This is a genomic window from Clostridioides sp. GD02377 (assembly GCF_045899875.1).
Classification (GTDB): Bacteria; Bacillota; Clostridia; order Peptostreptococcales; family Peptostreptococcaceae; genus Clostridioides; species Clostridioides difficile_A.
The window spans coordinates 1-12,902 of record NZ_JBJODA010000036.1; the positions used below are offsets into that span (position 1 = coordinate 1).

The 12,902-nt window shown below is 28.5% G+C and carries 19 protein-coding genes; 18 read left to right on the forward strand and 1 reads right to left on the reverse strand.

All coding sequences use genetic code 11. The features are described 5' to 3' along the window. The 8 genes from Q3304_RS20005 to Q3304_RS20040 all read left to right on the forward strand — a co-directional run. Positions 1 to 220: RusA family crossover junction endodeoxyribonuclease (locus Q3304_RS20005; RefSeq protein ID WP_407815471.1), on the forward strand; the 220-nt coding region annotated here is incomplete at its 5' end. A gap of 13 nt (positions 221 to 233) precedes the next feature. After that, positions 234 to 959 (forward strand): antA/AntB antirepressor family protein, encoded by a 726-nt coding sequence (locus Q3304_RS20010; RefSeq protein WP_407815066.1) that lies wholly within the window; start codon positions 234 to 236, stop codon positions 957 to 959. A gap of 92 nt (positions 960 to 1,051) precedes the next feature. Further along, the gene (locus Q3304_RS20015) at positions 1,052 to 1,540 is read left to right on the forward strand and encodes a hypothetical protein (RefSeq protein WP_407815065.1); all 489 of its coding nucleotides are present in this window, start codon (positions 1,052 to 1,054) and stop codon (positions 1,538 to 1,540) included. Positions 1,541 to 1,861: 321 nt separating this feature from the next. After that, the gene (locus tag Q3304_RS20020; protein ID WP_407815064.1) at positions 1,862 to 2,617 is read left to right on the forward strand and encodes a DUF5986 family protein; all 756 of its coding nucleotides are present in this window, start codon (positions 1,862 to 1,864) and stop codon (positions 2,615 to 2,617) included. Positions 2,618 to 2,650: 33 nt separating this feature from the next. Beyond that, positions 2,651 to 3,799, forward strand: coding sequence for a helix-turn-helix domain-containing protein (locus tag Q3304_RS20025; RefSeq protein WP_407815063.1), 1,149 nt, complete (start codon positions 2,651 to 2,653; stop codon positions 3,797 to 3,799). A gap of 68 nt (positions 3,800 to 3,867) precedes the next feature. Then, positions 3,868 to 3,999: a hypothetical protein gene (locus Q3304_RS20030; RefSeq protein ID WP_054270877.1), complete on the forward strand. Its 132-nt coding sequence runs from the start codon at positions 3,868 to 3,870 to the stop codon at positions 3,997 to 3,999. A gap of 321 nt (positions 4,000 to 4,320) precedes the next feature. Further along, positions 4,321 to 4,518 (forward strand): hypothetical protein, encoded by a 198-nt coding sequence (locus Q3304_RS20035; RefSeq protein ID WP_227845410.1) that lies wholly within the window; start codon positions 4,321 to 4,323, stop codon positions 4,516 to 4,518. 47 nt (positions 4,519 to 4,565) lie between these two features. Then, positions 4,566 to 4,754, forward strand: a complete 189-nt coding sequence (locus tag Q3304_RS20040; protein ID WP_227845409.1) for a hypothetical protein — start codon at positions 4,566 to 4,568, stop codon at positions 4,752 to 4,754. Here Q3304_RS20040 and Q3304_RS20045 read toward each other — a convergent pair. After that, complete coding sequence (locus tag Q3304_RS20045; RefSeq protein WP_227845408.1) at positions 4,734 to 5,051, reverse strand: hypothetical protein; 318 nt, start codon at positions 5,049 to 5,051, stop codon at positions 4,734 to 4,736. The genes Q3304_RS20040 and Q3304_RS20045 overlap by 21 nt on opposite strands. A gap of 120 nt (positions 5,052 to 5,171) precedes the next feature. On the opposite strand from Q3304_RS20045, the gene Q3304_RS20050 reads away from it, so the two are divergent. From Q3304_RS20050 to Q3304_RS20095, 10 genes are all read left to right on the forward strand, one after another. Then, positions 5,172 to 6,056, forward strand: coding sequence for a hypothetical protein (locus Q3304_RS20050; RefSeq protein ID WP_227845407.1), 885 nt, complete (start codon positions 5,172 to 5,174; stop codon positions 6,054 to 6,056). A 45-nt stretch (positions 6,057 to 6,101) separates the two neighbouring features. Beyond that, positions 6,102 to 6,785 carry a phage terminase small subunit gene (gene terS, locus Q3304_RS20055; RefSeq protein ID WP_407815061.1) on the forward strand — a complete coding sequence of 228 codons (684 nt, stop codon included), beginning with the start codon at positions 6,102 to 6,104 and terminating at the stop codon, positions 6,783 to 6,785. Further along, positions 6,763 to 8,016: a PBSX family phage terminase large subunit gene (locus tag Q3304_RS20060; RefSeq protein WP_407815472.1), complete on the forward strand. Its 1,254-nt coding sequence runs from the start codon at positions 6,763 to 6,765 to the stop codon at positions 8,014 to 8,016. Before terS ends, Q3304_RS20060 begins: the two co-directional genes overlap by 23 nt. A 5-nt stretch (positions 8,017 to 8,021) precedes the next feature. After that, positions 8,022 to 9,473, forward strand: a complete 1,452-nt coding sequence (locus Q3304_RS20065; RefSeq protein ID WP_407815059.1) for a phage portal protein — start codon at positions 8,022 to 8,024, stop codon at positions 9,471 to 9,473. Next, the gene (locus Q3304_RS20070) at positions 9,466 to 10,914 is read left to right on the forward strand and encodes a minor capsid protein (protein ID WP_407815058.1); all 1,449 of its coding nucleotides are present in this window, start codon (positions 9,466 to 9,468) and stop codon (positions 10,912 to 10,914) included. The genes Q3304_RS20065 and Q3304_RS20070 overlap by 8 nt, the downstream gene beginning before the upstream one ends. A gap of 2 nt (positions 10,915 to 10,916) precedes the next feature. Continuing rightward, a complete protein-coding gene (locus Q3304_RS20075; RefSeq protein WP_095904183.1) occupies positions 10,917 to 11,159 on the forward strand; it encodes a hypothetical protein in 243 nt (80 codons plus the stop codon). Between the two features lie 72 nt (positions 11,160 to 11,231). Beyond that, on the forward strand, positions 11,232 to 11,483 hold the full coding sequence (locus Q3304_RS20080) for a hypothetical protein (RefSeq protein WP_407815057.1): 252 nt from the start codon (positions 11,232 to 11,234) through the stop codon (positions 11,481 to 11,483). A 1-nt stretch (position 11,484) separates the two neighbouring features. Then, entirely contained in the window at positions 11,485 to 12,135 is a 651-nt protein-coding gene (locus Q3304_RS20085) for a hypothetical protein (protein ID WP_227851800.1), read from the forward strand. Positions 12,136 to 12,156: 21 nt separating this feature from the next. Beyond that, positions 12,157 to 12,351: a hypothetical protein gene (locus Q3304_RS20090; protein ID WP_407815056.1), complete on the forward strand. Its 195-nt coding sequence runs from the start codon at positions 12,157 to 12,159 to the stop codon at positions 12,349 to 12,351. A gap of 42 nt (positions 12,352 to 12,393) precedes the next feature. Further along, a partial coding sequence (locus Q3304_RS20095) for a phage scaffolding protein (RefSeq protein WP_407815055.1) occupies positions 12,394 to 12,902 on the forward strand: 509 nt, incomplete at its 3' end.

Below are 12,902 nucleotides of genomic sequence, written 5' to 3' on the forward strand. Positions count from 1 at the left end.
CTCTATAGCTAAAAGTAACAGTAAAAAAGTTAAAGAGCAGAAAAGAAATAATGTGTTAAGACCCAGCAAGAAACCCGATATTGACAATATTGTTAAGATTGTGGCTGATGCACTTAATGAGATAGCGTATAAGGATGATACACAGATAGTTGAGGTAGTGGCTAGTAAGTATTATAGTGATAAGCCAAGAGTTGAAGTTGTATTGGAAGAAATATTATAGGAGGAGTATAAATATGAACGATATTATGATAAATGAAAACTTAAGAGTTGTAGCAGATGATTTGGTTACAGTTTATGAAACTGATACAGGAGAGAAAATAGTTTTTGCTAGAGAACTACATAATAACTTAGAAGTTAAGAGACAGTTTATAGACTGGATTGAAGATAGGATTAAACAATATGGATTTAAGGAAAATGAGGATTATTCAGTTTTTCATAAAAATGTGAAAAACTCAAATGGTGGTAGACCATCTAAGGAATATGTATTAAAGCTTGATGTAGCAAAAGAACTTGCTATGGTACAAAACAATCATAAAGGAAGGGAAATAAGAAGATACTTTATAAGATTAGAGAAGTTACTCAATAGAACCTTATCAAATTCACAACTTAGTCAAATCAATACTATTGTGAATGAATCATTGCTTAAAATGGAAGTTAAACATAATATACAAATGGAACAACTTAAAAAAGAGTGTTCAGAATACTACAGACCAACATCCAAAACCAAATATGATATATCTTCTTATATAAAAGAAAGATTAGGGATATCGAAAGTTAATGAAGAATTTGAACTTGTTAAGAAAAGAACTTTATTGGTATTAGGTGCTGATAAATGGGAGGATATACCAAAAGATGTGTTACTTAATTCATTAAATTTAATAGATGAATCAATTAGAATTATAAAGTCTGAAAGAAAAACAAATCAGATTAGTTTCTTTGAAAAAGATAATTTCTGTTAATTAAAGAAAAAAGGAGTGCTTTCACACTCCACTTGTCAAAAATATAAAGCTTTTATCCAAGATTATTATAACATAAACAGGAGTGTGGAAGTATGGATAATAATATTAATAAAAAAGAACTTTTTAAAAAAGTAGAAGGTAGATTACATCATTATAAATTTTTAAATGCAGAGATTAAAAATCTTGAATTGGATATAGAAAGTAGAGAAAATGAAATATTTGGGTGCAAAGCTATTGGTTATGGTGACAAGGTAAGTCCGACATATGCTTTTAATTCAAGTGTGGAAGATGAAGTTATTAAAAAAGAAAGAGATATTGCTAGATTAAAGAAATTAAAAAAAGATAAAGAAATAGAAAAGAAGAAGATAGAAAATGCACTTACATGTTTAGATATAAGAGAAGAACATTTTTTTAAACTGTTTTATGATAGCAGAATGAAAAATAGCATGGTTTATATATCTTTAGAAATGAACTCAGATAGGAAAACTTGTAGATGTGTAAGGGAAAGGTTAGTATATAAAGTTATGGATATGCTTTATCCAAGAATTAAGGAAAATGAGCTACCATTATTTAAAAATTAGAAAATTCCCCAGTTTTTCCCCAAAAGTTCCCACTTTATTCCCTACTTTCTCCCCTTTTTGATTAAAAAAGCATGAGATAATAATATTGTGGAAATGAAAGATTTCCCTCTCAAAACTTAATATTTGGCTAGAGTTAAGGGGTTGTCTTTGCTCTAGCCAAAATGAATAATTTTTATAATTAGGGAGACTATATAAACAGTTAAAAAATTTTAAATGACGCTTTAAATATAAAAACTGCACATATTTGACTTTTAATATTGACACTTTAGCACAAAACGCCTACAATAAATATATAAAAATATGCAGGAGGTGTATGCCTGAGTGTCAAATAAAATAAAATTAGAAGTTCCTAATGAAATAAGTTATATCATTGTTCAATGCTTTAATAAGGCAAGAGAAGAAATTAGAGAATATATAGGAAAACAAAACCTTATAACTAAAAATGGAGTACCTTTTCAGTTTTGGGATTTGTTAAATGATGCAATTGATACTGCATTTAATAGTTCTAATTTTAAAGCGTATAAATCTAAACGCGGACGTTGGAGAATGATTTTTATATATGATAAAAATAGCAAGTATCTTTATGTATTAATGAGAGAGCAAAGATATAAAGAACTTCATAATAATGTCAATAAAAGAGAAAAAATGCATTATGTAGATATTTTAACTAAAGTATTTAATGGAGATTTAAAAGCTCCTATTGAACAACTATCATTTTTTTCATTAGAATTTGATAATGAAGATAAAATTGAAATATATTTACAAAATTTAATTGATAGTATAAATAAAGATGGTGCTATCATTGAACACCATGTATTATTGTTATTTAATCAAACAGCTGAATATGAATTGACATCTATTCGTGCTGTGATGATTGACACAAATTTAAATATTGTATCAGAACAAAATTTGAGTTCTTATATATCTATAGAAGAAAGTACAGTTGTAGAAAAAGTTGATAAGACTAATCCTGTTGCAAATAATCCTACTCTTGGATTGAAGTTAACTGCAAAAGCAGATGCAAGAAAGAAAACACATCCTTTAAAAAAGGCGAAAAAGGAGGAAGATGCCAAGTAGTCACTTTTTAGTGAATAGATGGAGGAAATAATTATGGAAATTAATTTTAATGGAGAGCGTTTAAAGAAAGCTCGTATATATAGAGGAATGACAGTAGCTGAATTAGCTGAGAGAATTGACTGTCAAAGACAGACTGTTTCGATGTACGAGAATAATAAATCGAAACCAAATGATAATAATGTAGTGAAACGAATAGCAAAAGAGTTAGGTTTTCCAGTTAAGTTCTTTTTAGAAACAGGAAATAATATTGCAATAGGTTCAACATATTTCAGAGCATTATTGACTACAAATAAAAAATATAGAGCAGAGCAAATTCAAAAAATGGAATTTCTAGCAGAAATATATTTCTTCTTACAAGATTATATTGAATTCCCAACATTAAATTTACCAGATTGTTCTGGGAAAACACCAGAAGAAGCTGCTTTACTTTTAAGAGAAGCTTGGGGATTAGGATTAAAACCTATTGATAATATCATATATGAAGTAGAGCAGCATGGAATACTTGTAACAAGTTTTTCGACTTCTACAGATGATATAGATGCATTTAGCCAAATGGTAGATATTTCGGGAGAAATGGTTTATCTTATTGGTTATTCTAGTAATAAGACTTCTGCCTCTAGAATTCACTTTGATATAGCTCATGAATTAGGGCATATATGTTTGCATGAGTGGAGCGAGGATGTAGAAGCTTTAGAAAAACAAGAGTTTAAAGACAGAGAATCGGAAGCTAATAGATTTGCATCTACATTCTTATTACCAGAAGAGACTTTTAAAATTGATGCTAAGAGAACTCCTTTACGTATTCCAAATTATACAGAATTGAAACGTAAATGGAAAGTTTCTATACAAGCAATGATTCGTCGTTCATATTCTTTAGGAATTATCAGCATGGATGAATATCAGTCTATGATTCGTACTTTACAACGTAGAGGATTAAGAAAATCAGAACCATTAGATGATGAGTTATTAACTTCTCTACCAGCATTGTTAAAAACAGCAGTTTTGATGTTGCTAAATGAAAAAGTTTTTACTCCTAAAGAATTTATGGATGAGCTTTCGTTTTCTTATAACTTTAGTCTGGAGCCAGAAGAAGTAGAATATCTATTAAATCTACCTAAAAATACTCTAACTTCTGCTAAAGTTATACCATTTCCTGATTTACAACTTAAAAAAGATGTTTAACTTATATTTTAAATAGAGCGAGGACTTATGACCTCGCTTAAATTATATAGAATAGGGGGAAATATGAAATGGGAATATTAGAAGGAGCAACAAAGATAAGAGATATAGCAAAAAGAATTGCTATAGAAAAGAAAATAACAGAGCAAGAGGCTTGGGATGATGCTATTAAAGAGTACAAAGAAAAATATGAATTTAATTAAGACCAGTGTATGGTCTTTTTTTATTACTATGAACAGACTAGGCAGGGCATGAGGATGCTGTTAGTTCAATTCTAACTATGTTCAAATATTAATTAACGGATACACTAAAAAGTAGAGAAATTGAGGGCAAAATTTTATATTTTGTATCTTAATTCAGATGTCTAAAAAGAGTGGGGCTTGGTAACCTCACTCACCATGCAGGTGCTGGTGTTTAATCTAGGTTCGATTCCTAGAACTTGCTCTTAAATAATATGTATCTCCCACTAAAAAGACTAAGTTCGGGTAAGCTTAGTCTTTTATTTTTTACAAGAGTATGACAATATGAATGATTTAAGAGAAAAGATAATAAAAGAATTAGATGAATTTAATATAGATGCTGATGATGAATTCTTAGATTATGGAGTTGAATATGTTGAGAGTTTTATAGGAAAAAGTGCTATTAGTGAAGATTTATTGATAAGAGGAGTAGTGCTTACAGCAAATTATATAGTAAATATGAAAGCAAAAGACTTAGATTAGTTTCTAGGTCTTTTTTTATATAATAAATTAAGAAGGAGGAATATATTATGGAGGTTAAGGAAAACACACAAGCTGTAGCATCAGAAAGAAAAAATTCCCTAGATTCTGAATTCAAGATATCTGCAAGTGGTGTATGTTATATGGCTGAATTTATAAAAGAATCTAGGGAAATCATAAAAGAATTAGATAAACATTTTGAAAGTTGTCTAGATGTTTTATCTAAGGCAAGACTCTAAATATTTTGAATATGCCGTATCAAGCATGGTCTGCCAATCTGGAAAATCAGTATTTTTAACTATAAATAAATCAAATTCATTATCAGGAATAGCTAAAAAGTCTTCTTCTGAATTGACTATGTAATCACCAAATGCAAGTAATTCATCAAAGGAATTAAAATTAGTGTGTTGGTTCATAAATTTCTTGCTGAGAATTATTGTGCGAATTTTATCAAAGTCAGGTTTTAAATTTTGTTCCATTCTTTCAATTTTCTTTTGAAATTGCTTTAAATTTCTAATACCAATATTTTTACTCATAAGAACACCTCCTTTCAATAAAATTTTAGCATAAATTTGTGGGGAATTTTGCTATTGTCGAACTATTGTTGAAGGATATTGACCTTTGAAGTTGAATTTTATACTTTGGAGGGGATGAAGATGAGAGAAAATAAAGCGAAAAAAATATTTATAGATATTTATAATAAAATAATTAGTTTTAGTAAAGAGCAGAGTTGGATCCGTGATATGAGTAGAAAATGGCATATAGTTATTTTACTACTTGGTTTTTTTCTAGTTATTTTTTCGTATATATTATTTGATAAAAAAATTTTTCTATTGAATGAGAATAACAAATTTTTATATCTCTCAGGTATGTTCTTTTCTGGTCTTAGTTTAGTTGCTATAAATTTTAATTTAAAAAATAAATGTATACAGAAAATATTAATTATACTTTTAATAATATTGTACTTATCGAATGATAGAATGAAAGTATTTTTCCCATTTTTCTTTGTTTTAATGTTGAGCTGTATGATTACATATGAATTTTGGGAAATATTTATTACCTTTATGACTTTTATGATTTATTCTATAATAGGTATTCCAATATTTTCAGCAGTTTTAGAAATTGCATCAAATTACATTCATAGTTTTGATAAATATGCTTATGGTATTATATATGGGATTACAACATTTGAACTAATATTATATTTGCCAATTGGTTATTTTGGAGGAAAAATAATTAATAAGATTTTCGTTGATAATATAGATAGAGGAAAATATTCATATCGCTTATTTACAAATATAGTAACATTAATTTACATTATTATATTTGTAATGATGAATCTTTATGGATATCTATATATTGATGGTATTATGGGAAAAGTCTACAGTATATTTAACAATAGTTTTTTAACCATAGTCACAATCACACAAATAAGTGGAAAAGAGATTTTTTTAAATAATTTCAAAATTAGATTTAATAAGATGAAAGAAGCTGCTATTACTTTAAAAGCAACTTTTTTTGATAAAGAGCTCAATAAATAGAGTTCTTTTTTTATTCCCAAAACGACAAACAAACGAGGTGGTGATGTGCAAGATGTCAAAGAAAAGGTAAAACAAGATTACCTAAAAGGTATGAAACAAAAGGAAATATCAGCAAAGTATGACATTAGTTTAAACACTTTAAAGTCATGGATAAAAAGATACAATTGGGCTAGTGAAAAAAAGAAAGGTGCACCTAAAAATAAAAGGGGTGCACCCATAGGTAATAAGAATGCCACTGGTCCACCTGGAAATAAGAACGCTGAAAAGTTTGGTTTCTTCTCAAAATACTTACCCGAAGAAACTATGGAATTGATACAAGAAATATCTATAAAAGATAAATTCGATATTCTTTGGGAACAGATAACCATTCAATACGCAGCAATAATAAGAGCACAAAAGATAATGTATGTAAAAGATAAAGAAGAAATGATTAAGGAACTCAAGAAACATGAAAGCACAGAAAATGGCGAGAAGATAGAATATGAATTTCAATTTGCATGGGATAGACAAGCATCTTTTCTTAATGCACAGAGTAGGGCTATGAGTGAGTTAAGGAGTTTAATTAAACAGTATGATGAAATGATTCATAAGGATTGGAATTTGGCTACAGAGGAGCAGAAAAATAGAGTTGAAAAGTTAAAATGTGAGGTTGCTAACCTAAATAAAGATGATATTGGAGATGATGAGTTGAAAATAAGTGTAGATTATGGGGATAACAATGATAGTTAGAATAGATTTTAATCCAGTTTTTAAGGGAGCTAACTTTACTAAAAAAAGATACAGAGCGATGAAAGGTTCAGCAGGTAGTGGAAAGTCTGTTAATGTAGCACAAGACTATATACTAAAGCTAGGTGATAAAAAGTACCAAGGAGCTAACTTATTAGTAGTTAGAAAATCAGAAGCTACACATAAATATTCAACATATGCAGAGCTTACAGGAGCTATAAATCGTATTTATGGTAAACAAGCTGATAAGTATTGGAAAACAACTTTAAATCCTTTAGAAATTAAAAGTAAGGTTACTGGTAATTCTATAATTTTCAGAGGGGTTAATGATGCAAAACAAAGAGAAAAATTAAAATCAATTAACTTCTCAAAAGGTAAATTAACATGGGTATGGTGTGAAGAAGCTACAGAACTTATGGAAAGTGATATAGACATACTAGACGACCGTTTAAGAGGCATTTTAACTAATCCTAACTTATACTATCAAATGACATTTACATTTAATCCAGTCTCAGCTACTCATTGGATAAAAAGAAAATATTTTGATTATAAAAATGATGATATATTCACTCATCATAGCACTTATTTACAAAATAGATTCATTGATGAAGCTTACTATAGAAGAATGCAAATGAGAAAAGAGCAAGACCCCGAAGGTTATAGAGTATATGGACTTGGAGAATGGGGAGAAACTGGTGGAGCAATACTTAAAAATTATGCTATACATGAATTTCCTACAGAATTTGAGTATTTTGATAATATGAGACTGTCACAAGACTTTGGATTTAACCATGCAAATGCAATACTTAGAATTGGTTTTAAGGATGGTGAACTATATATATGCAATGAAATATATGTACATGAAATGGATACATCAGAAATAATAAGAATTGCAAATAGTAAAGGGTTAGAAAAGAATTTATTTATGTATTGTGATAGTGCTGAACCTGACAGAATTAAAATGTGGAAAAGTGCAGGATATAAAGCTAAAGGAGTTAAAAAAGGACCTGGAAGTGTTAAAGCTCAAATAGATTATTTAAAACAGTTAAGAATACATGTACATCCTAGTTGTACCAATACAATAAAAGAAATTCAACAATGGAAATGGAAACAAGACGAAAGAACAGGATTATATCTTGATGAACCGGTTGAGTTTATGGATGATGCAATGGCTGCTCTTAGATATTCTATAGATAATAAACTTAAAAATAATGGAATAAGCTTCTTGAAATAAAGGAGGTGTTAAAAATTTATATAAGTGAAACAGACTTAATAAAAGCTCAGTTAAAAAAAGAGAGTACCTTTAACCTAGTAAAAGTAATAGAACACTACATCTTAAAACATAGACCAGAGCAGTACAAAGAAGGAGAAGAATACTATTATGGAAGAGCAAAGATAAAGAACAAAAGAAGATACTATCTTTTAGATGGTTCTAAGGTTGAGGATTTCACTAAGGTTAATAATAAAGCAGTTAACAACTACCACAAGCTTTTAGTTGACCAAAAAGTGGGTTATAGTGTTGGGAATCCAATAGTATTTAATGCAGATGATGACAATTTCACTAAGCTTTTAAATGACCTGCTAGGGGAAGAATTTGACGATACAATAACAGAACTCTACCTCAATGCAAGCAATAAAGGCATAGAATGGTTACACCCATATATTAATAGAAAAGGTGAGTTTAAATATGTAATAATACCTGCTGAGGAAGCTATTCCTATTTGGGACAGTAAAAGACAGAGGGAATTAGTTGCATTTATTAGATTCTACTACATTGAAGATATAGATGGTAACAAGATAAAAAGAGTTGAATATTATACAGAAAATGATGTAACTTACTTTATTGAAAGAGGTAATAGTTTTGTTCAAGAGCTTTTATATGATGAATATGGAAAATTGACAGAAATACAAGAGGGTCATTTTAGAGTAAACAACAATGAGCAAGGATGGGGCAAAGTACCTTTTATACCTTTTAAAAATAATGAAAAGTGTGTCTCAGATTTAACTTTCTATAAGTCATTAATAGATATATATGACAATAATATTTCTACACTAGCAGATAATTTAGATGAAATACAAGAGTTTATTTATGTATTAAAAGAATATCCAGGCACAAGTCTACAGGAGTTTATAGATAATATAAGATACTATAAATCGGTTAAAGTAGATGATGGAGGTGGAGTTGATAAACTAGAGATAAATATACCAGTTGAAGCTAAAAAGGAGCTTCTTGATAGATTAGAAAAGAATATAATTATTTTTGGTCAAGGGGTTAATCCCGAATCTCAAAACACAGGTGACAAATCGGGTGTAGCACTTAAATTTTTATATTCACTACTTGATTTAAAATGTTCCAAGACTGAAAAGAAGTTTAAAAAAGCAATTAGAGAGCTTCTTTGGTTTGTATGTGAGTATTTAAAGATAAGTAGTAGTAAGAGTTATGATTATAAGTCAGTTCAAATAACATTTAATCATTCTATGATAATAAATGAAGCTGAAAAAATAGATATGGCTTCTAAATCAACTGGAATTATATCAGATGAAACTATTGTTAGTAATCATCCTTGGGTTGAAGATGTTAATGACGAATTAAACAGACTTAAAAAACAGAAAGAAGAAAGTATGAAAGAATATGAAGATGTTTTTCCAACTAAAAAGAAAATTGAAGAAGGTGAATCTATAAATGAATAATATGGATTACTGGATAAAGACATTTAATCAGTTAGAAGAAGATGTTCATAACAAAGGTGATACCTTTAACAAGGAACTAGAAAAACAATATGATTTAGTACTTTATAATATTCTTAGAGAAATAAATAGTTGGTATATGGAATTTGCTAAGGATAATAAAATAAGCATGCAAGAAGCTGAGAAGTTATTAAATTCAAGTGAATTAACTGAACTTAAATTATCATTAGAAGAATATATCAAGTATGGAGAAGAAAATGTAATTAGTCAAAAGTGGCTGAAAGAACTAGAAAGTGCAGTTAAAAGAGTTCGTATAAGCAGACTAGAAGCATTAGAGTTAAAAACAAGGCATCAAATTGAGGTATTATACTCAAAGGAGTATGAAGATATAAATAGACTTGTAACAGATACTTATAAAGATAATTATTATCATACTGCTTTTGAAACTCAAAAAGGTGAAGGCTCAGGAGTTTTATTAGCCATGCTTATTCCAAATATGATTAATAAAATAATTAATAAACCTTGGACTACTGATGGAATAACATTTAGTAATAGAATATGGAATAAGCATAGACCAAGATTAATAAGTGAACTTGATAAAGGATTAAAACAAACTTTAATTAATGGAGCATCTCCTGGAGACTTAACAAATAAAATTAATAAAAACTTTAATACAAGCAAAGAAGAAGCTAAGTTATTAGTAAAATCTGAGCTTGCCTTTTTTAGTTCAGCAAGTCAAAGGGATTGTTTTAATAGTCTAGGGGTTGAGAAATATGAAATAGTAAGTGCATTAGATAGCAGGGTTTGTGAGAAAAGATGTAGTCCTCTTGATGGCAAAGTCATTGAAATGAAGTATTATGAAATAGGAATTACAGCTCCACCATTTCATCCTAGGTGTAGATGTGTAGTAGTGCCATATTTTGATGGTGAAAAAAGCTATAGGTCAGCAAGAAAAGAAGATGGTGAGACTTATTATGTACCATCATCAATGAAGTATAATGAGTGGTATTCTAAGTATGTAAAAGATGGTTCCTCAAGTGGAGCAATAAGCAGGAAAAGACTAAACGACCTAGAAGTATATCTAAGAGAAGAAAAACATGCTAATTTATATTATGAAGAAATAAGAAAAAGAACCAGTGATATTAAAGCTATAGCTAAAAATACAGGCTATAGTGAAAAAGTAATACAAGATATAAAAAGCCATGTATTTATGAATAAATATAATTTATATGGTGGATATAAAAGTTTTGACCCTAGTTATGATATGGCTATCTCTTGGCAAAGATTAATTGAGGGAAAAGATATAAGAAAATGTGATATAATATTATTAAAACATGAGAGATTAGAAAAGTTTCTTATGGATAGATATAATTATGATTATAAGAAAGCTCATGGTTTAGTTGTGAGAAAATATGATTATGAAAAAGCTTTGAGGGAGGGATAAACATGGTACTTATAAAGAAAAATTATATAAAAGATGATAAAGTATCTTATTTTTATCAACCAGAAGAAGATGGAGAGTTTGGAGAAGTTATACTTTATACTAAAGATAAATCTTTTGATATAGTAAAAATAGCAGAAAGAGACAGTGAAGGGAATCATTTTTATATGTCTCATGTTTACTGTATGATACGTAAATTTATAGAAGAAAATAATTATCCAGATGAGAAAACATCTTATTGGTATTAGAAAGCACTTGCTAAATGATTAATTAGTAGGTGCTTTTATTATGTGAAAATTTAGTTGAGAGGGTGATTTGAAATGTTTAAATTATATATTTTATCAATAATTGTGTTTTTCACAGGGCTTTACTTATTAAAAATGAGGGTTGATGGTAACAAGGAATTAATTGAATTATTTAAAAGTATGAATGTTAGAAAAAGAAAAAAATATAATTTTATTTTTCTAGCTTTATTCCCGCTACTCAATTTTATTTTAGGTGTGATACTCATACCATATTCTTTGCTTGTTAGTAATGAAAATATGGTTAAAGCTTTAAGGCGGAATAAGTAATATGGCTAAGTTTGTGAAGAAATCAAATAAAATAGAAGCATTTAAATGGATTGGAGATACAAAACAAACAAAGTTACCAACTTGGATAATAAAAGCAATTATGAATCAAGACATTTGGTTTGCAGTTGACAGTAATGAAGATAAAAAACCTATAATGCTTGTAAAAACTATTATAGGCATACACCAAGCTAATATAGGTGATTACATTGTACAAGAAGAAGATGGCGCAATATATACATATAATGCTGAAGAATTTGAGGAATTATATGAAAGAGTTGAATATACTGTAACTATTGAAAATACAACAAACTATGCTGGAAATTTAGAACAAAAGCATAGATGTGTTGATGAAGAAAAGGATGAGGAAAGTAAATTAGAACTTTCAGCTAAGTTGGAGCTAGATACAACAGATTTTGAGAAAAATATAAAAAGTGCTACAAAAGAAATTGATATATTTAACGAAGCAGTGAGAAATTTAGAAGAAAATTTAAATAGAATATTTGGAAAAGAAAAAATTAATGAAACAAAAATAAAAATAAAAAGTCCTGCAAAGCGACTTTCTGATGAGGATTTGAAGTATATAAGAGAGCTAGCATCTAAAGATATAAAAGCACGTTTTGCTAAAGAAGGGAAAACTAAGATAGATTATTAGATAAAAAGGTGGGTGATTTTAATGTGTATATTAACTCAAGTTATAGTTGTAGTTTGTGTAGTACAAATTGTTATTAATTGTATTGCTAATCTTAGTGTAAGTATTCTTTGCAATAAATTAAAAAAAGAAAATAAAGCTAATATAGACGAAGTTTCTGATGAAATTTTAAAGAGAGTAACAGAAGAATTAAATAAATCATTAGATAAAAGTCTTTAAGAGACTTTTTTATTTTGTAAAAAATGAAAGGAGATATTTAAAATGGATTGGTTAAAAGAATTACTAGAAGGAATAAAAATCGAGGATAACAAGATTGATATAGCTTCTCTTCAAAAGTCTATAGAAAAGAAAATAAAAGAGACTACAGTTACTCAAGAAGATTATGTAAATCTTGAAACACAACTTAATACAGCTAATGAAACTATTAAAAAGTTTGAAGGAGGTATGACAAAAGAAGATGTAGAGAGTCTAAAAACAACTTATGAAACTGATAAGAAAACTTTAGAAGAAACTTACAAAAAAGAAATTGAAGAAAAAGACTTTAATTACTGGTTAGGTGATGCTTTTAAATCTGTTAAATGTAGGGATGAAATAGCATTAAAAGCTCATTTAGACATGGAAGCACTAAGAAATAGTAAGGATAGACAAAAGGCTTTTGAAGAACAGATAACCCCTTTAAAAGTGGATAAAGATTATTTATTTAATGCAACACTAGAAGGTGAAGAACCTAAAATAAATACTATAACACCAGGTGAAGAACCTAAAATAAC